Origin of the sequence: Acutalibacter sp. 1XD8-33, from assembly GCF_003612555.1 — a bacterium.
In the GTDB taxonomy this organism is placed as follows: Bacteria; Bacillota; Clostridia; order Oscillospirales; family Acutalibacteraceae; genus Acutalibacter.
On the sequence record NZ_RAZF01000003.1, the window covers coordinates 130,338 to 152,498 of the forward strand.

At 59.0% G+C, this 22,161-nt stretch carries 24 protein-coding genes; 8 read left to right on the forward strand and 16 right to left on the reverse strand.

The features are described from left to right. Positions 1 to 3 precede the first annotated feature (3 nt). The 9 genes from era to D7X94_RS03800 form a co-directional block, all read right to left on the reverse strand. A complete protein-coding gene (gene era / locus D7X94_RS03760) occupies positions 4 to 909 on the reverse strand; it encodes a GTPase Era (RefSeq protein ID WP_120426365.1) in 906 nt (301 codons plus the stop codon). Positions 910 to 921: 12 nt separating this feature from the next. After that, entirely contained in the window at positions 922 to 1,389 is a 468-nt protein-coding gene (locus D7X94_RS03765) for a hypothetical protein (RefSeq protein ID WP_120426366.1), read from the reverse strand. Between the two features lie 32 nt (positions 1,390 to 1,421). After that, entirely contained in the window at positions 1,422 to 1,835 is a 414-nt protein-coding gene (locus D7X94_RS03770) for a hypothetical protein (RefSeq protein WP_120426367.1), read from the reverse strand. A gap of 34 nt (positions 1,836 to 1,869) precedes the next feature. Further along, positions 1,870 to 2,268 (reverse strand): hypothetical protein, encoded by a 399-nt coding sequence (locus tag D7X94_RS03775; protein ID WP_120426368.1) that lies wholly within the window; start codon positions 2,266 to 2,268, stop codon positions 1,870 to 1,872. Between the two features lie 12 nt (positions 2,269 to 2,280). Next, positions 2,281 to 2,772 (reverse strand): diacylglycerol kinase family protein, encoded by a 492-nt coding sequence (locus D7X94_RS03780; protein WP_120426369.1) that lies wholly within the window; start codon positions 2,770 to 2,772, stop codon positions 2,281 to 2,283. Further along, positions 2,756 to 3,256, reverse strand: coding sequence for an rRNA maturation RNase YbeY (gene ybeY, locus D7X94_RS03785; RefSeq protein WP_120426370.1), 501 nt, complete (start codon positions 3,254 to 3,256; stop codon positions 2,756 to 2,758). Before ybeY ends, D7X94_RS03780 begins: the two co-directional genes overlap by 17 nt. A gap of 73 nt (positions 3,257 to 3,329) precedes the next feature. Further along, a complete protein-coding gene (locus D7X94_RS03790) occupies positions 3,330 to 4,292 on the reverse strand; it encodes a PhoH family protein (RefSeq protein ID WP_243111136.1) in 963 nt (320 codons plus the stop codon). Positions 4,293 to 4,631: 339 nt separating this feature from the next. Next, positions 4,632 to 5,831, reverse strand: a complete 1,200-nt coding sequence (locus D7X94_RS03795) for a sporulation protein YqfD (protein ID WP_120426371.1) — start codon at positions 5,829 to 5,831, stop codon at positions 4,632 to 4,634. A gap of 12 nt (positions 5,832 to 5,843) precedes the next feature. After that, the gene (locus D7X94_RS03800; RefSeq protein ID WP_158590883.1) at positions 5,844 to 6,074 is read right to left on the reverse strand and encodes a YabP/YqfC family sporulation protein; all 231 of its coding nucleotides are present in this window, start codon (positions 6,072 to 6,074) and stop codon (positions 5,844 to 5,846) included. Between the two features lie 230 nt (positions 6,075 to 6,304). Here D7X94_RS03800 and D7X94_RS03805 point away from each other — a divergent pair, with 230 nt between their 5' ends. The 3 genes from D7X94_RS03805 to fba all read left to right on the forward strand — a co-directional run bounded on the left by D7X94_RS03805 (position 6,305) and on the right by fba (position 8,786). Beyond that, the gene (locus D7X94_RS03805) at positions 6,305 to 7,417 is read left to right on the forward strand and encodes a nucleoside recognition domain-containing protein (RefSeq protein ID WP_120426373.1); all 1,113 of its coding nucleotides are present in this window, start codon (positions 6,305 to 6,307) and stop codon (positions 7,415 to 7,417) included. Positions 7,418 to 7,565: 148 nt separating this feature from the next. After that, complete coding sequence (locus tag D7X94_RS03810) at positions 7,566 to 7,787, forward strand: hypothetical protein (protein WP_147401652.1); 222 nt, start codon at positions 7,566 to 7,568, stop codon at positions 7,785 to 7,787. 135 nt (positions 7,788 to 7,922) lie between these two features. After that, a complete protein-coding gene (gene fba / locus D7X94_RS03815; protein ID WP_120426375.1) occupies positions 7,923 to 8,786 on the forward strand; it encodes a class II fructose-1,6-bisphosphate aldolase in 864 nt (287 codons plus the stop codon). Positions 8,787 to 9,233: 447 nt separating this feature from the next. Here the strand turns inward: fba and D7X94_RS03820 are convergent, their stop codons facing one another. The 6 genes from D7X94_RS03820 to D7X94_RS03840 all read right to left on the reverse strand — a co-directional run bounded on the left by D7X94_RS03820 (position 9,234) and on the right by D7X94_RS03840 (position 14,055). Beyond that, positions 9,234 to 9,998 carry a hypothetical protein gene (locus D7X94_RS03820; RefSeq protein WP_120426376.1) on the reverse strand — a complete coding sequence of 255 codons (765 nt, stop codon included), beginning with the start codon at positions 9,996 to 9,998 and terminating at the stop codon, positions 9,234 to 9,236. Positions 9,999 to 10,193: 195 nt separating this feature from the next. Beyond that, a complete protein-coding gene (locus D7X94_RS03825) occupies positions 10,194 to 11,045 on the reverse strand; it encodes an ATP-binding cassette domain-containing protein (RefSeq protein ID WP_120426377.1) in 852 nt (283 codons plus the stop codon). Between the two features lie 4 nt (positions 11,046 to 11,049). Next, positions 11,050 to 11,436, reverse strand: coding sequence for a GntR family transcriptional regulator (locus D7X94_RS03830; RefSeq protein WP_120426378.1), 387 nt, complete (start codon positions 11,434 to 11,436; stop codon positions 11,050 to 11,052). A 503-nt stretch (positions 11,437 to 11,939) separates the two neighbouring features. After that, positions 11,940 to 12,212: a hypothetical protein gene (locus tag D7X94_RS19770; protein ID WP_442857876.1), complete on the reverse strand. Its 273-nt coding sequence runs from the start codon at positions 12,210 to 12,212 to the stop codon at positions 11,940 to 11,942. Between the two features lie 25 nt (positions 12,213 to 12,237). Next, a complete protein-coding gene (locus D7X94_RS19775; RefSeq protein ID WP_442857877.1) occupies positions 12,238 to 12,426 on the reverse strand; it encodes a hypothetical protein in 189 nt (62 codons plus the stop codon). A gap of 3 nt (positions 12,427 to 12,429) precedes the next feature. Continuing rightward, the gene (locus tag D7X94_RS03840) at positions 12,430 to 14,055 is read right to left on the reverse strand and encodes an S-layer homology domain-containing protein (RefSeq protein ID WP_120426379.1); all 1,626 of its coding nucleotides are present in this window, start codon (positions 14,053 to 14,055) and stop codon (positions 12,430 to 12,432) included. Between the two features lie 312 nt (positions 14,056 to 14,367). Here D7X94_RS03840 and D7X94_RS03845 point away from each other — a divergent pair, with 312 nt between their 5' ends. From D7X94_RS03845 to D7X94_RS03865, 5 genes are all read left to right on the forward strand, one after another. Further along, the gene (locus D7X94_RS03845; protein ID WP_120426380.1) at positions 14,368 to 15,387 is read left to right on the forward strand and encodes a hypothetical protein; all 1,020 of its coding nucleotides are present in this window, start codon (positions 14,368 to 14,370) and stop codon (positions 15,385 to 15,387) included. A 38-nt stretch (positions 15,388 to 15,425) separates the two neighbouring features. Then, positions 15,426 to 15,899 (forward strand): NUDIX domain-containing protein, encoded by a 474-nt coding sequence (locus D7X94_RS03850; RefSeq protein ID WP_158590884.1) that lies wholly within the window; start codon positions 15,426 to 15,428, stop codon positions 15,897 to 15,899. A gap of 186 nt (positions 15,900 to 16,085) precedes the next feature. After that, entirely contained in the window at positions 16,086 to 18,014 is a 1,929-nt protein-coding gene (locus tag D7X94_RS03855; protein ID WP_243111138.1) for a glycoside hydrolase family 127 protein, read from the forward strand. 520 nt (positions 18,015 to 18,534) lie between these two features. Continuing rightward, positions 18,535 to 19,284: a pseudouridine synthase gene (locus D7X94_RS03860; protein ID WP_120426383.1), complete on the forward strand. Its 750-nt coding sequence runs from the start codon at positions 18,535 to 18,537 to the stop codon at positions 19,282 to 19,284. After that, positions 19,281 to 19,664, forward strand: a complete 384-nt coding sequence (locus D7X94_RS03865) for a ComEA family DNA-binding protein (protein WP_120426384.1) — start codon at positions 19,281 to 19,283, stop codon at positions 19,662 to 19,664. The genes D7X94_RS03860 and D7X94_RS03865 overlap by 4 nt, the downstream gene beginning before the upstream one ends. A gap of 357 nt (positions 19,665 to 20,021) precedes the next feature. On the opposite strand, the gene feoB is transcribed toward D7X94_RS03865, so the two are convergent. Then, positions 20,022 to 22,157, reverse strand: coding sequence for a ferrous iron transport protein B (gene feoB, locus D7X94_RS03870; RefSeq protein WP_120426385.1), 2,136 nt, complete (start codon positions 22,155 to 22,157; stop codon positions 20,022 to 20,024). Positions 22,158 to 22,161 lie beyond the last annotated feature (4 nt).

Consider the following 22,161-nt stretch of genomic DNA (forward strand, 5'->3'; position numbering starts at 1 on the left):
CCTTTACAGTTGAAAATCCCGCTGGGAAAATCCCAGCCCCTGCAAGGTTTCCGGGCGTTGCCGCCAGTCCTCCTTCACTTTGACCCAGAGCTGGAGGTTTACCTTGCAGCCGAAAAACCGCTCCAGGTCCGCCCGGGCCGCGGAGCCGATCTGCTTGAGCATGGCACCGCCCTTGCCGATGAGGATTCCCTTATGATTGGCTTTCTCGCAGTAGAGAGTCACATGCAGTTCCAACAGTTCTCCTCGCTCCCGCATAATCTCCGTCACAGCGGCCACCCCGTGGGGAATCTCCTGGTCCAACAGGCGCAGGACCTTTTCCCGCACAAATTCCGCCGCCAGCACCCGTTCCGGCTGGTCGGTGAGGGTGTCCTCGTCAAAGAGCCAGCCCCCAGGCTGCGTCAGCGCCTTCAGTTCGTCCGAGAGCGCGTCCATGCCGCTGCCGTCCCGGGCCGAAACCGGCACCACCGCCCTGAAATCATACAGCCGGGAATAGGCGGCAATCTGCTCCATCAGGGGGGACTTGTCCGCCAGAAGGTCGATTTTGTTGATGGCCAGAAGAGCAGGAAGCCTCCCCCGGCGGAACCGCTGAACCAGCTCTTGGTCCGCCTTTGAGACAGGGGCTCCGGCCTCCGTCACCAACAGGCAGGCGTCCACCTCTTCCAGGGCGGCGGTGATGGAGCGCACCATATAGTCCCCCAGGGGATTCCTGGGCTTTAAGAGGCCCGGAGTGTCCAGGAACACCAGTTGGTCCTCTCCCTCCGTCAGCACACCCATAATCCGGGTGCGGGTGGTCTGGGGCTTCTTGGAGACAATGGCGATCTTCTCGCCGATGAGTTTATTGAGAAGGGTAGATTTGCCCACATTGGGGCGGCCCACAATGGCAATGCAGGCCGATCTCTGATTATCCATAATTTCTTCCTATCAATAGGCCGGGATCTCCCCGGCGTAATTTTTTGCCCGTTCCAGAAGAGGGCCCCTGGCCCCCATGGTAAAGGCGATATTGCTGCTGCGGATGCACAGGAGCTCCATTCCAGGGGCCAGCTCCAGCTCCCGAAGGAGCGCTTCCCCCAGGAAAAGCCGGCCCTCCGGGGAGACCTCCAGCCAGCCATAGCGCCGGCCCTTATAGGGGACCAGCGTCCCGGCCGGCAGGGCATACACGTCCAGGTCCGGATTCTCCCGCAAAATATGCCCCAGCCGCGAGGGGGCCAGCAGCCCCTTCCGGGTGACGCAGAAGCCGCCGGTAGCCTTGGCCCCGGTGAAAAAATAGACCCGGCCCTCCCGGCAGATCTGGTATTCCTCTATGGCCTGCTCCGGCAGGCAGAGGCTTCCGTCCTGGCGAACGCGGGACTTGCCAAACACAAATTTTCCGCCTTTATTCAGCTGCGGCATAAAACCTCCGTTTCCTGTTCACCAAAAAAGTCTCATATTTCAAGCGCCTTGAGGATATTGCTCCGCTCTCCCGCCACAAACCGGCGGAACGCCGCGAACCGCTCCTCATAAACGCTTCTCTCCTCCCAGGTGATGCCGTGCTCGCCCTGGGCTGTGCGCACCATGCGATTATCCTCCGGCAGATGGGCTCCAAAATACTTGCTGTCCTCGCGCTTTTTGCACATCTTGCCCACCAGCTTCAGAAAGTCTTCGTAGGCCCGGGAAGGCGTGTCGTAATGCTTCAAGAGCAGATACTGGAACTGGTCCGAATTCATGGCGGTACAGTCAAAGATGCCGCACTCCCGGTCCTTCAGCACCAGAAGGACGCCCGCAGGACCCTTTTCCACCACCGCATAGGCGGCATCCAGAGCCTGGTTTTCCTCCATCCTGACAACCGAGCGCACCATGCCATATTTCCCCCTTACGTTCCGGCCTTTTGCCTCAATTCAATGAAATAATGTCACACAAATCGCTCAGATCCCATTGCAGCACCTCGCGAACGCCGCCGTTCGAGCATTTCTCCGGCTCCCTTATCTTTAAAGTCACGCCGGCGTAACCATCTCCCGGAGACGCCTTATCGTAAATATCCCGCTGGGTTTTAATAGAAATTCTGTCATAAGATAAATGATACTCTTCTATTAGCCAATCCTCTAAAGCGACCGTCAGATAATACCCATCCTCATTATGAAACTTTTCAGCAATGCTGTCAATGGAAAGAGTCGTTATCATTGCGCTCTCATCTGGTTCTCCTCTGCCCGCCACAGCAAGGTATCCCGCGCCAATTACCACACAGGCCATTACGATGATTGCGATATAGACGTGTTTCTTCTTTCCTCTCATGAGAGTACCTCCTCACTCCCGCTTGAGCGGCGCCGCAAAGATCAGCAGGGCGCAGGCCAGCGCCGAGGCCCCGAAGGCCCCCAGCTTCCAGGGAGTCCCGGCGATGTCCAGAACAGCCGCCCAGAGCTCCGGGCGCAGCAAAACCGCCCCGCCCGCCAGCGCGGCAAAAAGGGCGCTCAGGACCACCGCCCCCGCGGCCATGTCCTTCACCGCGGCGATTCTGGGGTCCCGCTTGTTCTCCACAAAGTCGCAGAGCTTTTCCACAGAGGTGTTCATGGCCTCCGCCGCCGTGACGGCTCCCATGGCCAGCAACAGGCAAGCCAGCTCTCCCCCATGGACCCCGGATTTTGCCGCGAAAAACAAGACGTATCCACAGGCGGCGGCGTGGATACGCATGTTCCGCTCTGATTGCAGGCAGCGCCAGACGCCTTTGAACGCGTCCCGAAAGCTGTGAAACAGGCTGCGATGGCCGGCGGGGCGGGGGCTCTCATTCCTCGGGGGCATAGCTGCTGCTGGCGGGCAGGCCCAGCTCCCGCATGACCCGCTCCTCCTTCTCCCGCATACGCACCCGGGCCAGACCGCCTTCCTCGTGGTCGTAGCCCAAAAGGTGCAGCATGGAGTGGGCGGTGAGGTAGCCGATCTCCCGCTCCAGAGTGTGGCCATAGGTCTTTGCCTGCTCCATGGCCTTGGGTACGGAAATCACAATGTCCCCCAGGATTTTGGCCCCGGTCTCGTGGTTCACGTCGTAGTGACCGTCCTCCCCCATGGGGAAGGAGAGCACGTCCGTGACGGAATCCTTGTCCCGGTACTGGCGGTTCATCTCCCGGATCTGGTCGTTGTCCACAAAGCTGACGCTGATTTCCGCAGGATCCGGGAAGTCCTCCATCAGGAGAACCGCATGGCAACACCGGCGTATCAGCATACGGACTCCGGTGGGAACCCTGACCTGCTTTTGTCGGTTGGAAATGATGACCCGAATCTTCTCCATTTTCAAGACCCTTTCCTTTCTGAAATGAAAACTGTTTCCCTTCCGGACGCGCCGGAAAGAGGCGCTTGTCCGGCTATCCGTTTTTCCCCTTGCTCGCCCGCTCATAGGCCCGGATGATGTCCTGCACCAGCTTGTGGCGCACCACGTCCTTCTCCGTAAAGCGGAATATGACGATATCCTCCACCCCCCGCAGCACCCGCACGGCCTCTTTCAGGCCGCTGCGCTTGCCCTCGGGCAGGTCGATCTGGGTCACGTCCCCGGTGATCACCATCTTGGAGTTGAACCCCAGGCGGGTGAGGAACATCTTCATCTGCTCGCCGGTGGTGTTCTGGGCCTCGTCCAGGATGATGAAGCTGTCGTCCAGGGTGCGGCCGCGCATATAGGCCAGGGGCGCCACCTCGATGTTTCCCCTCTCTACATAGCGCTGGTAGGTCTCGGCCCCCAGCATGTCGAAGAGAGCGTCGTACAGGGGCCGCAGATAGGGGTCCACCTTCTGCTGCAGGTCCCCGGGCAGAAAGCCCAGCTTCTCCCCCGCCTCCACCGCCGGGCGGGTCAGAATAATCCGATTCACCTGCTGGGCCCGGAAGGCCGTCACGGCCATGGCCACCGCCAGATAGGTCTTTCCCGTGCCCGCAGGGCCCACGCCGATGGTGACGGTATTCTCCTTGATATTGTCGCAATAGGTGCGCTGGCCCACGGTCTTGGGCTTGATGGGCTTGCCCTTGCTGGTGATGCAGATGCAGTCCCCGGCCAGCTTCGCCACCTTGTCCTCGCTGTCCTCGGCCACCATGCCCATGCAGTACCGCACATTCTGTTCGCTGAGGCTCTGGCCTCCGCCGATAAGGGTGATGAGGCTGCGCACAGCCCGGGCGGCCCGGTCCACCTGCTCCGGGTCGGCGCCGGTGATCTTCAGCTCCGAATCTCGGAACACCAGCGCCACGCCGTATTCCTTCTCGATGAGTTTGATATTGCTGTCAAAGCTGCCGAACAGCTCCTCCGCCTGTTCCAGCCGGTCTACGCTAATTCTCTGTTCCAATCTTTTCCTCCCCGGCGCGAGGGCCGGTTTCTTTCTTTTGTTTCCACTGGCAAGATCCTCCACACAACACGGGGGAAAGCGAGCCTTTCCGCCCCGCCTTTATCCAACCGCACCGTATGGCGGACTTTTTTCACCATTATTACAACATAAAAATCCGCTTGGAGTTTTCCGGTGCTTTCGCAAAGCGAGAAGACGAAGAGTTGAGCACGCTCAACTCTCGCTGCGCAGGCGAGGGAAACTCCGAATGTGCGCTCTGCGTACATTATAACATATCACCCCTAAAATGTTCAACCCCAAACCCTATGAAATTTCGCTAAAAATTTTTGCACTTTGTTTGAGCTATTCCACAGAGATGATCTGCAATCTGGCAATATCCTCCAAGCACCGGCATTTTGCGTTGAGAATGCACATTCCATCCGCAAAGCCAAATTCCAATTTTTCCTCTTTGATGCTGCTCCCCTTGGGCAGGGAGGCCTTCTGGGACTCCCGCAGCTTGCGAAGCGCCGCCTCCCGCTGCTCCTCTTCCGTAAGGCTCCGGCGCTCCTCCCGCAGCAGCACCGTTTCCTCCCTCTCCAGTGCCAAAGGCAGCTCCACACCCAGCAGGCTGGCCCGGCTGACTTCCCGCCAAACCCGCGCTCCCTCCGGAGGGCGACTCCACAGGCCCAGGGGAATCCGCAGGCCGAAAACTTCCGCCCACAGCGCCGACTGCCTGCCCTCTTCCACCCGCCGGGACTCCCAAGACCCTGCCTGCACGGTAAACTCTCGGTAGGTTTCCGCTATGACCCGCCCCCGGGCCGGTCCCGCCCGCTGAAACAGCTTCTCCGGCTGTGGGCCATAGGGGTCGGGCTTCTCCTGATAAAGCCCGGAGATCAGCAGCTGCCCTGCCACTACCGTCTCTCCCAGCTCCACCTCCGGACGGCCCTGATAGGCCTCGATCTCCACCACCTGGCCCTCCCGGTCCGCCACAATATTGGACAATTCCCCCGCCTCTTCCACATGAGGGACGGGCTCCCCTTCCTTTACCGCAACCTGGGCAAAACATCCGTCGGTATTCACGCTCACCCAGCTCAGCTCCGGCAAATCAGAGAGGATCCCCTGTCCGGCGCTTTTAGGCCTCAGCCGGGCCTTTGGCGCACCCACGAAAACGCCCCGCTTCTCCGCCGCCTGAAACACCTGCCGGGGAGTGGTTCTCTCTGTGCCTGTCACTTCCACTCCCCAGAGGAAGCCGGACAAAAACACATAAAGCCCAATCCCGCAGACCGCTCCCAGCAAAAGCCCCTTGCGCTTCCACAGCCTTCCCAGCTGGAAGGGCGCCCCCCGCTTTTGGGTGATCCGGGACGTGGCCTGGCAGCGGCGGCAGGCATATCGGAACTTTTTATAGTCCCGGGGCTTCATGCGGGCGCGGGCCTTGCCACGAACCCGACGGAATCCCCAGAGGCCCAACCCCCGCTTGGCCGCCACGGTAAACACCCGGGCCCCGTCTCCCTCCACCTGAAACTCCACATACCCGGAAAGCCAGTGAAAAACCCGCTCCAGCATGGCCACCCCTCCCTAATAGCTGTATTCCATCCTGTCTATGATTCCCTCTATAATGGCGGAGCTCTCCGTCAAGCGGGTCAACCGCAGCCGCCGGCCGGAAATGCGGACGGTCAGCCTGCCGGTGCGCAGGATCACTTTTTCCTCGTCGTAGTCCAGCACGCCGTCGCAGCCGTCCACAATGGCGCTGCGGTTCCCGGTGACAGAGATCACCGCGCCTCCCCTGGGTTTTGGCTCCAATGCCAACACCCCCTTTCCCTCCTATTTTATGCCGCCCGCGCCACATATATCACAGCCGGGTAGCATATATAGTATAGTTAACGCAGTTCAAAAGAGGTAGGATACCTCTTTTGAACCAGGCGGGGAGGTCACGCCCTCCTCAGCCGCCCAGCTTGAAAATCGGTAGATACCGATTTTTAAGTGCGTTTACTATAAATGCCCCACAAAGACCTGCCTTTTCAAGAAAGGAGCCCCCTATGAACGCCTCTCTGCCTATCCAAAAAAGAAGCCTGGCCGCCGCTGCCTGCGCCCTGGGATTTCTCCTGTTTCTGCTGGCCCTGCTGCTCTACCCCCAGATGGTAAGCGGCGCGGTGGGGTCCAGCATCCAATATTGTCTTGCGGTGCTCACCCCTTCGCTTTTTCCCTTTATGGTCCTGTCCAGCTTCGCGGTCCACTCCTCCGCCGCCGCTTTCTTCGGTCGGCCCCTGGGCGGGCTGGTCCGGCGGGCTTTCCGCCTTCCTGGAAGCTGTGCCGTGCCGGTTCTCATGAGCTTCATTGGGGGCTATCCCGCCGGGGCCAGAGGCGTCTCCCTGCTCTTGGAAAAAGGGCGGATCAGCCGGGAACAGGCCGGGCGAATGCTGCTGTTCTGCGTGAACCCAGGCCTGGCCTTTGTTGTCACCTTCTTAGGCGGAGGTGTCTTAGGAAGCTCCAGGCTGGGGTGGGTCCTTTTCGCCTCGGTCACCCTTTCCGGCCTGGTGCTGGGCCTGGTTTCCGCTTTCCGGGCTCCCGCGCCAAAAGAGCCCCCTCCCCAGGAATATGAGCCCACCCGGGGAGCGCTCATGGCCTCGGTAACGGACTCTGCCAGAAGCGTCCTCATGATGTGCGCCTGCGTCGTTCTGTTTGCCGGGTTCACCGCGGTCCTGCACAGCTGCGGAGCCTACCGATTTCTGGTAAGTCTGCTCAGCCGCACCGGGATTTTCACCCCTATGGAGTGGGCGGCGGTGCTCTCCTTTCTGCTGGAGGTTACCGGAGGCGTGGGCATCAGCGCGGAAATGGCTGTTCCGCCGGTATTCTATGCCTTTGGTCTGGCTTTTGGCGGGCTTTGCGTACACATGCAGGTCCTGGCCTTCTTCCCAGATCCTCCCATAAAGCTCTGGCTCTTTTTCCTGGGCCGCTTGGTCCACGGACTGATGTCGGCGGGATGCTTTCTGCTTTTCTGCATCCTGCTGCCCCACAGAGAAATCTCCGCCTCGGCGGCTGTGGGCGCGGCGGGAAGCGCGGGTCTGTTTTCCGGCGGCTTTTTCGGCGGCGCCTCTCTCCTGCTCATGTGCGCGGCGTTCCTTCTGGCAGTGGGGGAAAAGAAGGCCTGACCCCCTTGCCAAACCCACCGCTTTCCGCTATAATAGTAATATGACAGTATAGCGCAAAGCGGTCCCCTTTTCGCAAGCCTTTTTCCTTTATAGGCAAAGCCAGGGAAACGCTCCCATCAGAATGAATCCGTTTATCGGGGTGAGACTTATGAAGAAGAATTCCGCTCTATTTGGGGAAAACGTTCCTCCCAGCTGCTCTTATTGCACCTATAACGGCAATCTCGACGGCCGTCCCGCCTGCCTGCAGGGCCTGAAAATGGACGAAAAGGGCCAGTGCCGGGGGTATTTCTACAACCCCCTGCTTCGAAAGCCCCGCACCGCGCCGCCCCTGAACACCCAGGATTACAGCCCGGAGGACTTCCAGCTGTAGAATATCGGGAGGCCCGGCGGCCGGGCCGCGCAAAGGAAAATTCCGGTTGCTTTTTCCCGGATGTTACGATATAATAGGAGTTAAGAAATGCCAAGGAATTCCTTGGATAGAATTCAAAATCGGAGGGAATCGTCTATGTTAGTTTCTGCAAAAGAGATGCTTACCAAAGCCAAGGCTGGAAAATACGCCGTGGGCCAGTTCAACATCAACAACCTGGAGTGGACCAAGGCCATCCTCCTCACCGCGCAGGAGTGCAACTCTCCCGTCATTCTGGGCGTGTCCGAAGGTGCGGGCAAGTATATGTGCGGCTTCAAGACCGTGGCCGCCATGGTAAAGGCCATGATCGAGACCTTGGGCATCACCGTGCCCGTGGCTCTGCACCTGGACCACGGCAGCTATCAGGGAGCCATGGACGCCATGGACGCCGGGTTCTCCTCCGTCATGTTTGACGGCTCCCACTACGCCATTGACGAAAACATCGAAAAGACCAAGGAGATCATCCGCCTCGCCGGAGAAAAGGGCATCTCCGTTGAGGCCGAGGTAGGCGCCATCGGCGGCGAAGAGGACGGCGTTGTTGGCGGTGGCGAGGTTGCCGACCCCAACGAGTGCAAGATGATTGCCGACCTGGGCGTCACCATGTTGGCCGCCGGCATCGGCAATATTCACGGCGTGTATCCCGAGAACTGGACGGGCCTGAACTTTGACGTGCTCGCGGAGATTCAGGAGAAAACCGGCGTTATGCCTCTGGTTCTCCACGGCGGCACCGGCATTCCCGAGGAGATGGTGAAGAAAGCCATTTCTCTGGGCGTTTCCAAGGTGAACGTAAATACCGAATGCCAGCTGTCTTTTGCCGCCGCTACCCGCAAGTATATTGAAGAGGGCAAGGACAAGCAGGGCAAGGGCTTCGACCCCCGCAAGCTGCTGGCTCCCGGCTTCGAGGCCATCAAGGCGACTGTGAAGGAAAAGATGGAGCTCTTCGGCTCTGTAGGCAAGGCATAAAAGCCTTTGGGTTCCTAGAAACCGCCGGAATGGCAGAAGGAATGCCTGGGAAAACTGTTTTTCCAAGCGCGGCGGACTGAGTTTGCAAGCAATTAAGCATCAGCGTGAAAACGGACGGCGTCTTAGAGACACCGCCCGTTTTTGCATTTTATTCGCCAATTAGAAGCTGTACCGATAGGATTTGTGTTATAGTAAATACACTTGAAAATCGGTATATACCTTTTTGAACTGCGTTAACTATACTTTCTGAGAGACAAGTGGCTGCGCACACGCTCTCTCAAAAAGTATACGATTTTCGAGCAAATGCAGTGGGGAAAAGCAATCTGGCGATTGGCAAGTTTTCACAACGCCGCTTCCCGGCTGAATTTGCCGGAAAGGGGAATACAAACACCGATTGGTACGGCTTCTTAACTTATAGTTAATTTACTATAAAGTCCCAAGGCACTTTTACTTCACCGCAGCCCGACGCATAAGCAGCCAGGCGAGGGTGGAGAAAAGAACCGCAAGCAGGGTGCAGGTAATGGAAATTCTGGGCAGAGAGCTGCAACACATCCGGGCCGCGTCCACAATAAACTGGAGCACCTTTTCCTGAAGCGCGGGATAAGCCGCGAGATAAGAGGAAAGCAGGATGAACAGGATAGGCGTACCCGCCCAGAAGATGATCTTGCCCATTTTATGCAGGCGATACATGAAAACCGCGATGAGATAGCCCAGCGAGCACACCGCCAGCAGGAGGAAGAAGCTGAACACCACAGACAGCAGCACGGTAGCAATGCTGCTCTGGACGTAAAAGCCATCCGCGGCGGGGGTCGAGCAATATGTCATCTCATAGAGAGAATTCCCATTAAAATTGTTGGGAAAGACAAAGTGGAGCGCTCCGACCAGCAGGGTATAGATTTCATCCGCCACAGCCATAACAGCGCAGGCCGCGCCCATGGCCCCCAGCCGCGCCAGAAACTGGCTGCGCCGGGAGACACCGTGCTGAAGGTTCATCAGAAAGCTCTCTTTAAAGGCACATAGAGAGAGAACAAAGGCAAAGACAAGGGTTACAGCCGTCACGCCGTTGGTGGAGACAAAGTCTCCGCCTTCGGCCGAGAGAAAGGGCATGGCGGCGAGGGACACCAGGATCATACAGACCAGCACGCCATAGTAGACCAGAATAGCGCCGCGCTGATCCCGAAGCTGATAGCGGAAAGACGGATAGATTTTCATAGGAATACCTCTTTTGCATTAAAGCAATCCCGCACAAAGATTGTGCGCGAGTTGCGCAGTAGATTTTTTTGTCAGCTTGTACGAATCGAGCGCAGACAACCTGGCGATTGACAAGCGACATTGGTGCAAGATGATGAAAAAAGATCAAGCAAATCGTGCGCAAAGACCGTAGGCCGGTCTTTGTGCGGGATTGCCTTAAGAATTGGTGAGCTGAATAAACAACTTTTGCAGGTCCATGGGGCCAAACTCCAGGTCTTTGGCAGCCTCTCCGTCTTTTTCCGGGACGCCCTGCACATAGGCGGTGCGCAGGCCACCCAGAACATCCACGCCCAGCACGTTTTTGCCCTGGATATAAGCCTCTACGGCCGCTGCCCCGCCGGAGACGGTATAGCCCCCGGCCAGCAGGGTTTCCCGAGACTCCTGCCGCAGGATTTCGCCGTCCTTGATGATTACCACGTCTTCCACCAGGTTCGCCACCTCTTCGATCAGGTGCGTGGAGAGCACCACGGTAAAGGGAGTTTCCGCGTATTTTTCCAGCAGGCGCTTGTAAAAGAGCTCCCGATGGTTGGCGTCCAGACCCAGCACAGGCTCATCCAGCAGCACATAGGGGACGTTCACCGACAAGGCCAGGATCAGCTTGAAGATGGAGCGGTATCCTGTAGACAGTCCGGAAATTTTTGATTTGGGAGCCAGCCCGAAGTCCGCCAGCAGCTTCTCCGCATACTCCCTGTCAAAGCCGGGGTAAAAGGCCTTTGCCCAGCGAAAAGCGCCGTTGACCCGCATCCCGTCCGGATGTAAAGCGGTCTCGCTCATCAGAAAGATCTTGGACTGGGCCCGGTCGTTTTCCAGAGCGTTTTCGCCGTCTACCAGTACCGCCCCCTCGTCGGGGAAAATGCGGTTTGTCAGGATATTCAGCAGGGTAGATTTCCCCGCGCCGTTGCGGCCCAGCAGGCCGTAGATCCGATTCTCCCCGAACACGGCATTGACCCCTTTCAAGGCCCGCACCTGCCCGAAATCTTTGGAAATGTTCTGCATCTGTATCGCCATTCTCTTATCTTCCTTTCTCGATACCGTCAAATTCCCGCGCTACCATGTCCAGCAGCTCCTGCCGGGGAATGCCCAGCCGCTTGGCCTCTGCCGCCATGGCGGCCACAAAGCGGCTGGAGAACTCTCCTCGGCGCTTCTTTTGCAACAAAGCCCTGGCCCCTTCCGCCACAAACATGCCTACGCCCCGCTTCTTATAGGCCGCGCCCTGGTCCACCAACAGGTTGATGCCCTTCAGGGCCGTGGCGGGGTTAATGGTGTACTGCACGGAGAGCTCCGTGATGGACGGAAGCTGTCCCCCCTCCGGCAAAGCGCCGGACAGTACCGCGTCCTCCAGGCTCTCGGCGATTTGCAGGAAAATGGGCTTTTCTCCGCTTAGATCCAGCTTTTGCATGTGTACCCCCTTTCTGAATCGGTTAACTACTCAAGTAACTAACTATGCGACTAGTATACCACTGCTCCCGACACTTGTCAAGGGGAATGGAAAAATATTTCAAATTTATTTCCACGCTTCTTGCCGGGGGCGGGACCCAGGCAAGAAGCGCGCCCACCAGACCGCCGAAAAAGCCAAAGGGCCTGCCGCCCGCATTCACAGGCAGCAAACCCTTTTCGTTTATAGTAAACGCACTGGGCGGCTGAGGATCTCGTGGCCTCCCCCACCTGGTTCAAAAGAGCTGGAATCCCTCTTTTGAACCGCGTTAACTATAGTTTCGATTTAGAACCTGTATTCATAGCCGAAAATGCTGGCAAGGCGAGGATTTTTCGTGCCAATCCAGGCAAATTCGCAGAGTTGCTTGCAACTCTTAGGTATCACTTGCCGTATGGCAAGCGGATTTAACGACGAGCGACACGAAAAAGACCGCTTTGGCAGTGTTTGCAGGCTGTGAATACAGGTTCTTACTTTTGGAACCGCTGCGAGAGGATGTCTCTCCTGTGCCTGAAATGAATTCCAATATGACCCACGCCCAGCACCGCCGCTGCCAGAACCATCCAGACCACCCGGCCATAGATCCCCAGAAGCAGAAACGCCACTACCGGCAACACCGCCCCCGGCACTGGTATCCCCAGAAAGGAGCCGTAGAAGTCCTCCAGCCTTCGGGGACTGCGGAAGTACCGCCCCCACCACAGCTCATACAGCAGCATCAGCAGGACAGAACCGGCCAGCCACAAGCTCCAAGCAGACCAGGGCTTGAGGTTAAAGTCTCGGAAAAATCAGAGCGCAGCAGGTAGTCCCCGCCTCCCCGATCCGCTCCACAGCCTGAAGGAAAGGGCTTTCGCCCTGGGCGGAGTAGCCCTCCGGCTTGGCGCGCGTCCAGAAAAGGTTCGGGGCGAAGAGCATCAGAAGATAGACCAGCCCCACATAGGAAAATCCCAGGTTCCCCATGGCCTACTTGAAATAGAGGGCATTGTTCAGAGCCCGGTCTGTGGGCCCGTAAAGCCACTGGCCGTTTACGTACAGGTTGGTGGACCCGCCGCCGTCCAGGTTCACGGCGCTCTGGCAGCCCATGACGGCCATGATGCCGGAGAGCTCCGGCAGGCTGGCATAGGCGGTGAGGATCAGCAGGGAGCCGTCGTACCGCACGCCGATGCACACCCGGCGGGCCTGGGATTCGCCCCCGATCCCGCCCAGGCCCTCCGCCGCGTAGGTGGAGGCGTTGCCATAGGGCCGGCCGTTTTCCACGATCTTGGGCCCCGCCGCAATGGACAGCTCCACATCCTGGGTGCTGGAGCCCGTGTACTCTGTCTCAAACCGCAGATACGCTCCGGGAGTGGCGGCCTGAATGAAGCTATCGTCCGCCCGGGGACCCCGCTGGGCCAGGACATAGCCGTCCTTGGGAATGGACACGTCTTGGTTCTGACAGAGGGCGGTCACGCGGCCGGAGCCGTCCACCACGGCGGCGTATCTGGCCTGGAAGCCCAGGCTGCCCCCCCAGTCGCTGGTGAAGATCAGCCGGGTGCCGTCCTTGGGGTCATAGGGGAAGCGGTTGGCGCCCACGTCCTTGACGGTGAGCTCCCGGCCGTCTGCGGCGGATACCGTGGCGGAGATGTTGGTCCTGTAATTCTCCACGGAGAACCGGCCGGAGGAATCCATGACAATGGCAGACTTGGCCGGGGAGAACTGGTTGTACACGGTGATCGGACGGCCCTCATGGATGATGGTGCCGTAGGCGTCGTAGGAGCCGAACTCGAAGAAGCCCCCGTTCACGGCGATTTTGGCCCCCACGCGGCTGAAGAGGGACTTGGCCTGCTCCGCGCCCCGGACCCTGTCATTGCCCAGAGCGACCCCTGCCGTGAACTGGCCGGGGTCAAACTCTACCGCAGCAATAGGCATGCCGTTCAGGCGCTTTCGAATAATCTTGTAGCCCGCCGACTGGGCTGTCTGCAAAAAGCGGGAGTACAGCACGGCCGCCTCGCTGCGCTTCGCCACGCCCTTGGGCCGGAAGGTCATGTCGCCGTAGCCATCGATCACCCCCGCCCGCTGGCATTTGGTCACGCTGTCCACCGCATAGCTGGAAATAGAGCGGTAGTCCAGAAACAGCTTGGGGCCGTTGATGGCGGGCAGGTCCAGGCCTGTGGCCTTGGCGTATTTTACCACCATCACCGCCATGTCCTGGCGGGTCAGCTGCTTCTCCGGTTCGAATTTCCCGCCGCCAACGCCTCCTGCCACGCCGGCCTCGCTGGCCCAGTTCACATAGCGGTTGGCCCAGTGCTTCTGGGGCACGTCAGAAAAAATCCCCCGGTAGGTATACTGGCCCAGCTCCCCTTCGCTGAGAGCGGTTCTCGCCAGCATGGTGACGAACTCCCCTCTGGTTAGTGTGCCGTTGGGCTTGAAGGTATTTGTTCCTTTGCCGTTCATGATGCCCCGGTCCACCATCTCCTGCACGGCGGAGGCGTACCAGCTTCCTGCGGACACATCGGAAAACCTCGCGGCCCCGGCATAGGCCGGAGCCAGGGCGCACAGCAGCGCTGCCGTCAAAAATAACGCCAGGCACTGGCAGAGTCTTTTTTTCATATACAATCTCCCCTTTCCCCTTCTAGAGTCTGTCTTAAGACCTGCGGTCAGCGGGCCTTTTCAGGTCTATAGTTATTAACTATAAGACCGCGTCCAATTTCCTTGAAAAAAGCATTTCTGTGGAAATATAAATTCTATTGTAGCATATTCTGCAAAAAATGTCTACTATCCTATAAAAATGTAAAAACTTGCCAGGAATGGCCGCTGAAAAAGGGTTCAAGAAAAAGATTTGCATTTTCTGAGGTTTTCTTGTAATATATAATACGTGGGCTAGTTTTCGCCACGCTATCAATGATTATGGAGGGTCTTATTATGATTTGTCCCAACTGCGGCCGGAATATCCCCGACGGCACCGTCTGTCCCTGCACGCTGGAAGCGCCGCCGCCCCTGCTCTCTGACAACCCGGCGGTGAACGTGGTGAAAACCATCGGTTCCTCTCCCCTCTTCCTGACCATGGCCATTCTGTTCTCCGCCTCTGCCCTGCTCACGGTATTCTCCTCTATGGGCTTGAGCGACGCGCTCTCCAACATTTACTACTATGCCTATGCCTATGGCCTGTACGATTACATAGATTCCATTGCCAACATGCTGGATATGATCCGTGCCACATCCGTAGCCAACGCTATCATCGGCTCCATCCCGGCCATCCTGCTGGCGGTTGCCATGTGGATCCACTTTGTCACCTGCCGCAATCGCATGTCCGGCAACATCTCCACCGCCGGGCTCACCATCTGCAAGGTATTCCGGTACATTTATATGGTCGCTCTCTGCCTGTGCGCCTTTCTGGTCCTGGCTGGCATTGCCCTGGTGCTGATCGTTGTTTTATCGGAAGGTGTTCCTCCCATGGCCTTTGCCGGCAGCGAGGATGAGGTGCTCCTCTCCATTATCGTCATCATGGCGATTGTGACCTTGGTGTGCATCTTTGCTTTCGTGCTGGGGATTACCTATCAGGCCAGCCTGATCCGCATGATCAACCGCACCAAAACCGTGGCACAGTCCGGCATGGCCGATGACCGGGTCTCCAGCTATCTGGTGGGCATGACCTATTTTGTGGCGGTGTGCACGCTGATCTCCGGGGTTTTCGCGCTGTTCACCGCCCCTATCAGTGCTGTGGGCACTCTCTGCCAGGGGTCTGCCCTGATCCTCGCCGCCGTGCTCCTGGGCCGCTACCGTACCGCCATGAACCAGGTTCTGTTCCCGCCGGTGCAACCTGCCGTGCCGCCCATGTACGCGGACCTGTTCCCCGGCCAGCAGCCTCAGCAGGCTGGTCCCGACGGGCAGCCCGTTCCCCAGGATCCGGCGGACGGCTTCCAGCAGCCTCCCCAGCAATAAGCAGCCCTATGGTAGAGATTTGTTTGCAGGCGGAGGGCTTGCCTGAAAAGGGAAGCGTGTTCCGCCGCAGGGCGGCCCGGGGAATTGTGGTTAAAGAGGGAGAACTCTTGCTGATTCACACAGGCGCGGGGGATTATAAATTTCCCGGAGGGGGCGTGGAATCGGGCGAAACCCTGGAGCAGGCCCTGGCCCGGGAAATGCTGGAGGAAACCGGCTATCCGGTCCTGGAAACAGGGGAAATTCTGGCTCTGGCCCACGAGCGCCGAGCCGGGCGGACCGCGGATATTCTGGAGATGGACTCCTACTATTTCCTGTGCCGCCTGGGCCAAGAGCAGGTGCCCCTTCATCTGGACGAATACGAGGAAGCGGAGCATTTCCGCCCGGTGTGGGTTTCTCTGGAGGAAGCTCTGGCTGCCAACCGCGCCCTGCTGGAAGGAAAATCCATTCCCTGGCTGGACCGGGAGGTCCGGGTGATGGATGCTTTGTGGGAAGTTGATTTTTCATACTTTTGAGAGATTGTTAGAAGCTGTACCGATAGGATTTCTATTTTGGTTTTCGAGCAAATTCAGTGGAGAGCAGCAATCTGGCGATTGGCGAGTTTTCACAACACCGCTTCCCGGCTGAATTTGCCGGAAAGGAGAATGCAAACGCCTATTGGTACGGCTTCTTACGGAACAGCTTAAATCAAGGAGGAAATTATGCGGAGCAAAGGCTTGCCGGTAACGGCGTTTAAAGAGGGCCGGGGATTTCTGGCCCAGCGGCAGAAACTGGTGCGGGAAACCGTGCTGCCCTATCAGTACAGCATTTTAAATGATCAGCTGTCCGGGGTGGAAAAGAGCCACGCCATCCAGAACCTGCGGCTGGCGGCCCAAAAGGTGGCCGGGGAGGAGGTCCAGGGCGAGTACTATGGTATGGTGTTCCAGGACAGCGATCTGGCCAAGTGGATGGAGGCCGCGGCCTACTCTCTGGCAGAGCGGGAGAACCCGGAGCTGGAGGCCCGGCTGGAAGAAGTGATCGGCCTGCTGGAGAAGGCCCAGCATCCGGATGGCTACCTGAATTCCTATTTTACCGTGAAGGAGCCGGACAAGCGCTGGACGAACCTTCAGGAGGCCCACGAGCTCTACTGCGCTGGGCACTTGATGGAGGCCGCCTGCGCCCATTACGAGGCCACGGGGAAGGACCGCTTTCTGCGGATCATGGAGCGGAACGCGGACTGCATCTACCAGCATTTCATGGAGGAATGCCCCCGGGGCTACTCCGGCCACCCGGAAATCGAGCTGGCCCTGATGCGCCTCTACCGCGCCAGCGGCAACGAGAAATACAAAGAGCTGGCCCTGCATTTTGTAGATGTGCGCGGCCAAGAGCCCCACTATTTTGAGGAAGAGAAGAAAAGGCGGGATTGGATTCTCTGGCAGAGGCCCGAGGAGCCCGTGGAAAAGGAGTACACCCAGAGCGCGAAGCCCGTCCGGGAGCAGAAAGACGCGGTGGGACACGCGGTACGGGCGGTCTATCTCTACACCGCCATGGCGGACCTGGCCCGGGAAACCGGGGATCCTACCCTGAAAGCCGCCTGCGAGACGTTGTGGGAGAGCATCACCCAGCGGCGGATGTACGTTACCGGGGGCATCGGCTCCACGGTGCTGGGAGAGGCCTTCACCGTGGACTACGATCTGCCCAACGACACGGTATACGCGGAGACCTGCGCCTCCATCGGCTTGATCTTCTTTGCCCGAAAAATGCTGGAGCTGAATCCTCTGGGCCAACACGGCGACGTGATGGAGCTGGCCCTCTATAATACGGTTCTGGCGGGAATGGCCCTGGACGGCAAGCGCTTTTTCTATGTGAACCCCTTGGAGGTTGCCCCGGGTATTTCCGGCGAAGCGGCCACCCAGCGCCATGACCTGCCCCAGCGTCCCCAATGGTACGCCTGTGCCTGCTGCCCGCCCAATGTGGCCCGACTGCTGGCCTCCATTGGCAGCTACGCCTATTCCGCCGGAGAGGACGCCCTTTTGATCCATCTCTACCTGGACGGCCATGTGGATACTCCCTTCGGCTGGGGGCTGGACTGCGTAACGGGCTACCCCAACAACGGCAAGGTCACCTATACCTTTACCGGTGGAGCCAGGGAGACGGTGGCCCTGCGAATTCCCGCCTGGAGCGGCAACACTGTGCTGAAACATAACGGCAAAACGGTGGACCTGGCTTCCGTGCTCCGGGACGGCTACGCCTGGCTCTCCGGCGGCTTCCAGGAAGGAGACATCCTGGAACTGGAACTAGACATGACCCCCCGGAAGGTCTACGCGTCCACCAGGATTCCGGCGGATACGGGCAAGGCGGCGGTGATGCGGGGGCCCCTGGTGTACTGCGCCGAAGGCGTGGACAATGACGGCGATGTGTTCTCCCTGTCTCTGGACCAAAACGGCGGGCTCAGCGCCGGGGCTTTCCAGCCGGAGTTCTTGGGCGGCGTGGTCCCCGTGGCGGCGGAGGGCTGGCGGACCCAGCCGGCAGAAGGGCTCTATACCAGCCAAAAACCCCGGCGGGAGAGAGGGGAAATCCGTCTGATCCCCTATTACGCCTGGGGCAATCGCGGACTGAACCAGATGCGGGTCTGGCTGCCGGAAAACTAAGAATTTATCCCGAAATGATCCGCGCACAGCTTGCCAGCGGATTTTCCGCCATAACCAGTCGGTTTTCCTTGCCAATCGCGGGATTGACGGCGCTCAATCTACCGGTTCTGACGAAACATCTCCTTGACAATCTGCACACGCCTAAGCTCTAAGCGCTTGTACCAAGGGAGCTTACACTTGGCTTTTCGGAACATTCCTGTGGCCAGGTCCTCCTAAAAGCCTGGAGTCTGTTTTAAGAAGCCGTACCAATAGGCGTTTGTATTCCCCTTTCCGGCAAATTCAGCCGGGGAGTGGCGTTATAAAAACTTGCCAATCGCCAGATTGCTTCTCCCCACTGAATTTGCTCGAAAAGCGTATACTTTTTGAGAGATCGTGTGCGCAGCCACTTGTCTCTCAGAAAGTATAGTTAACGCAGTTCAAAAGAGGTAATATATCGATTTTCAAGTGTGTTTACTACAATACAAATCCTATCGGTACAGCTTCTAAAAGTAAAGAAAGCTGCGGGAAAAGAGGAAGAAGTATGGCCCAGGAGAGCAGACTGCAAAAATTGATCGCCCAGGCGGGACTTGCCTCCCGGCGGAAGGCAGAGCAGATGATCGCGGACGGCCGGGTGACGGTGAACGGCCGTACCGCCCGGCTAGGGGACAGCGCCCGCCCGGGAAAAGACCTTGTGGCGGTGGATGGGATGCGGCTGAAGCTGCCGGAAGAGAAACTCTATCTGGCCCTCCATAAGCCCCGGGGCTTCGTCACCACCATGGAGGACGAGCGAGGGCGGAAGTGCGTGGCCCAGCTGGTGGAGAACGTATCGGAGCGGGTGTATCCGGTGGGGCGGCTGGACAAGGATTCCGAAGGCCTGCTGCTGATGACCAACGATGGGGACTTCGCCAACGCGGTCTCCCATCCCAAAACCCATGTGGCGAAAACCTACCGGGTAACCCTACGGCCTGGAATCAATGAGGAGCAGTTGGTGAAACTCAGCACGGGTATTTTGCTGGACGGAAAAATGACGGCTCCCGCCAAGGCACGGGTGTTGGAACAGCAGCCCGGCCGGGCGGTCGTGGAGATCATCCTCTATGAGGGCCGCAACCGGGAGATCCGCCGGATGTGCGAGGCCTTGGGGCTGGAGGTAGCCCGGCTGAAACGGACAGCCATCGGGCCGGTACGGCTGGGAATGCTGCCCCAGGGCAAGTTCCGGGAGCTGAGCAAAGAGGAGCTCCTGGGGCTTCTGGCGGAGTCCCGGAAGGGCTCGGGAAGGGGACGGCGGCTATGAGCGGGAGGCAGGCCCGGAGAGCCTGCGGCATCGTGCTGCTGGCCGCAGCGTTCCTTTGCTTTTTCTCCATCAGGGAGACTGGCGAATCTTCCTTGCCCATGGCCGACCAGAGAGACGCGCGAAAAGGGAGCAGCCTGACTCAGGAAGAGGAGGCTGCTCCTTCTCCGTCCCCGCCGGAGCTGGACGGGCTGGTGAATCTGAATACCGCCACCGTGGAGGAACTGGCCCTCCTGCCGGGCGTCGGTCCGGCCCTGGCCCAGCGGATTGTGGACTACCGGGAGGCCTACGGCGGGTTTGTGGCCGTGGAGGAGCTGAAAGAGGTGAGCGGCATCGGAGAGAAAAAGTTCCAGGCCATAGAGGCCTATCTCATACTGAGGTGAACAGAGGAGTGTCCAAATCGAATATTTTTTGAAGTAGTAGGGGGGCCTCCGGCGGCTAAGAATTCGTTAGATTTCGTCTTACGAACTCTGCCCCCCCGACCCCCACCAATTTTGAGAAAAGTAAAACGTTCGCTACACGAAGTCTACAAAACTTTTACTCTGGACGGCTTTGGCCGGTCCAGCGGTAAACTTGGCAACGCCAAGTTTACCGCTGGCGGGGTGTGGGGGGTGAGCGTCTGTCAGTGGTAGACAAGCTGCGAACCGAGCGAGGCGGCAGACGAGACTCTGTGCGCATGAAGGCCACTTCGTATTTTCAAGAACTCTTCGTTTTAGACAGTCCCGGTGAACAGCCCGCTCCTACCCCAATCCCAGCAGGCGGCAGGTATTGGCGATGAGAAAGCACAGCCCCAGGCCGCAGACCGTGGGGATGGCTACCGCAACGGCGGTCCACTTCCAGCTCTGGCTCTCCTTTCTGATGGTGAGGCAGGTGGTGGAGCAGGGCCAGTGCATCAGGGAGAACACCACCACGCACAGGGCCGTGACCCAGGTCCAGCCGTTGTCCACCAGCAGGGCCCGCAGGGCGGACAGGTCCGAGAGTTCCACAAGGCTCCCCTGGGAGAGATAGGCCATGATAATCAGGGGGATGACGATTTCGTTGGCGGGCAAGCCCAGGATGAAGGCCAGAAGGATGACCCCATCCATGCCGAACATCCGGGCGAAGGGGTCCAGGAACCCGGCGCAGTGGGCCAGAAGGGACGCTCCCCCCACATGGAGGTTAGCCAGCAGCCAGATCACCAGCCCGGCCGGGGCCGCCACCGAAGCCGCCCGGCCCAGGACGAACAGGGTGCGGTCGAAGATGGAGCGCACAATCACCTTGCCGATCTGGGGCCGGCGATAGGGGGGTAACTCCAGCGTAAAGGAGCTAGGGACCCCTTTCAGCAAAGTGGAGGACAGAAATTTGGAGACGGCGAAGGTCATCAGCAGACCCAGGCCGATCACCCCCACCAGAAGTAGGGCGGACAGCACAGAGGCCCCAAAGCCCCCGGCGGCCCCTACGAAAAACATGGCGATCAGGGAGATGAGCATGGGCAGACGGCCATTGCAGGGGACGAAATTGTTGGTGAGCATGGCAATGAGCCGCTCCCGGGGAGAATCAATAATCCGGCAGCCCACCACCCCGGCGGCATTACATCCAAAGCCCATGCAGGTGGTCAGCGCCTGCTTTCCGCAGGCTCCGCAGCAGTGAAAGCACCGGTCCATATTAAAGGCCACCCGGGGCAGATAGCCCAGATCTTCCAGCAGGGTGAACAAGGGGAAGAAAATTGCCATAGGGGGCAGCATCACCGCCACCACCCAGGCCAGGGTCTTGTACATGCCGTCGCAGAGCAGGCCCCGCAGCCACCCAGGCCACCCGGCCCATGCCAGAAGTTCTCCCAACTGGTCCCCCAGCCAGAACAGGCCCTGGCTCAGCAGCTGGGAAGGGTAGTTGGCCCCGGCGATGGTGAGCCAGAAAATCCCCAGCAGCATCAGCAGCATAATTGGAAAACCCGTAAGGGGGCTGGTGAGGATCCGGTCGATTTTCCGGTCCCGGGGACTGTAACCCCCGTTTTCCGTCTTTGTCACCGCTCGGGCAATCTCCTCCGCCCGATGGACCATGCTAGCGGCCATAGAGTCCCGAAGGGCCTCCCGCTCCGGCCCGACCTCCTCCAGAACCCGGCGGATCTCCGGGTCCTGGGAGAGGGGGAGCCTCAGCCGCTTCCCCATGGCAGACTCCAGACTGGGGTCCACGCCGTCCAGCAGCTTTGCCGCCAGCCAGCGGGAGTTGGCCACACCTCCATGCAGGGACTCCACTCTGGGCAGAAGCCGGGCAATCAAACCTTCCGCCTGGGGGGAATAGACGACGACAGGAGGCTCTCTGGGAGGCAGAGGAGTGGCAGACAGGCGGCCGGCCTCTCTCATGAGGGCTTCCAGTCCCTTTCCCTCCCGGGCGGAGGCCCCTACCACCGGCACGCCCAGCAGGCCGGAAAGCTCCTCCAGATCTACTCGAACTCCCTTTCGCCGGGCCTCGTCCAAAAGATTTACGCAGACCACGGTGTTGGGGGCCAGCTCCAGCACCTGCAGGACCAGGTTCAGGTTCCGCTCCAGGCAGGTGGCGTCGCAGACCACGACCACGCAGTCCGCGCCGCCAAAGCAGAGAAAGTCCCGGGCGGCCTCTTCTTCCGCGGAATGGGCCTGTAGAGAATAGCACCCCGGCAGGTCCACCAACAGATAGCCGGTTCCCTGAAACTGGCAGTAGCCCTGGGCGTTGGTCACGGTTTTCCCAGGCCAATTTCCTGTATGCTGATGCAGACCGGTAAGAGCGTTGAACACAGTGCTCTTTCCCACATTGGGGTTTCCGGCCAATGCCACCACACGGTCCTGTTCAGAACGTTTTTGCAGTATCAGCTGAGTGTTGGACGCACCCAGTCCGGTGGATGATTTCGATAGCCCCATACCA

What these genes read in the sequence shown, in the direction of transcription:
- era (WP_120426365.1), bottom strand. Translation starts at nt 909, where the DNA reads ATGGATAATCAGAGATCGGCCTGCATTGCCATTGTGGGCCGCCCCAAT.
- D7X94_RS03765 (WP_120426366.1), bottom strand. Translation starts at nt 1,389, where the DNA reads ATGCCGCAGCTGAATAAAGGCGGAAAATTTGTGTTTGGCAAGTCCCGC.
- D7X94_RS03770 (WP_120426367.1), bottom strand. Translation starts at nt 1,835, where the DNA reads ATGGTGCGCTCGGTTGTCAGGATGGAGGAAAACCAGGCTCTGGATGCC.
- D7X94_RS03775 (WP_120426368.1), bottom strand. Translation starts at nt 2,268, where the DNA reads ATGAGAGGAAAGAAGAAACACGTCTATATCGCAATCATCGTAATGGCC.
- D7X94_RS03780 (WP_120426369.1), bottom strand. Translation starts at nt 2,772, where the DNA reads ATGCCCCCGAGGAATGAGAGCCCCCGCCCCGCCGGCCATCGCAGCCTG.
- ybeY (WP_120426370.1), bottom strand. Translation starts at nt 3,256, where the DNA reads ATGGAGAAGATTCGGGTCATCATTTCCAACCGACAAAAGCAGGTCAGG.
- D7X94_RS03795 (WP_120426371.1), bottom strand. Translation starts at nt 5,831, where the DNA reads ATGCTGGAGCGGGTTTTTCACTGGCTTTCCGGGTATGTGGAGTTTCAG.
- D7X94_RS03805 (WP_120426373.1), top strand. Translation starts at nt 6,305, where the DNA reads ATGAACGCCTCTCTGCCTATCCAAAAAAGAAGCCTGGCCGCCGCTGCC.
- D7X94_RS03810 (WP_147401652.1), top strand. Translation starts at nt 7,566, where the DNA reads ATGAAGAAGAATTCCGCTCTATTTGGGGAAAACGTTCCTCCCAGCTGC.
- fba (WP_120426375.1), top strand. Translation starts at nt 7,923, where the DNA reads ATGTTAGTTTCTGCAAAAGAGATGCTTACCAAAGCCAAGGCTGGAAAA.
- D7X94_RS03820 (WP_120426376.1), bottom strand. Translation starts at nt 9,998, where the DNA reads ATGAAAATCTATCCGTCTTTCCGCTATCAGCTTCGGGATCAGCGCGGC.
- D7X94_RS03825 (WP_120426377.1), bottom strand. Translation starts at nt 11,045, where the DNA reads ATGGCGATACAGATGCAGAACATTTCCAAAGATTTCGGGCAGGTGCGG.
- D7X94_RS03830 (WP_120426378.1), bottom strand. Translation starts at nt 11,436, where the DNA reads ATGCAAAAGCTGGATCTAAGCGGAGAAAAGCCCATTTTCCTGCAAATC.
- D7X94_RS19775 (WP_442857877.1), bottom strand. Translation starts at nt 12,426, where the DNA reads ATGGGGAACCTGGGATTTTCCTATGTGGGGCTGGTCTATCTTCTGATG.
- D7X94_RS03840 (WP_120426379.1), bottom strand. Translation starts at nt 14,055, where the DNA reads ATGAAAAAAAGACTCTGCCAGTGCCTGGCGTTATTTTTGACGGCAGCG.
- D7X94_RS03845 (WP_120426380.1), top strand. Translation starts at nt 14,368, where the DNA reads ATGATTTGTCCCAACTGCGGCCGGAATATCCCCGACGGCACCGTCTGT.
- D7X94_RS03855 (WP_243111138.1), top strand. Translation starts at nt 16,086, where the DNA reads ATGCGGAGCAAAGGCTTGCCGGTAACGGCGTTTAAAGAGGGCCGGGGA.
- D7X94_RS03860 (WP_120426383.1), top strand. Translation starts at nt 18,535, where the DNA reads ATGGCCCAGGAGAGCAGACTGCAAAAATTGATCGCCCAGGCGGGACTT.
- D7X94_RS03865 (WP_120426384.1), top strand. Translation starts at nt 19,281, where the DNA reads ATGAGCGGGAGGCAGGCCCGGAGAGCCTGCGGCATCGTGCTGCTGGCC.
- feoB (WP_120426385.1), bottom strand. Translation starts at nt 22,157, where the DNA reads ATGGGGCTATCGAAATCATCCACCGGACTGGGTGCGTCCAACACTCAG.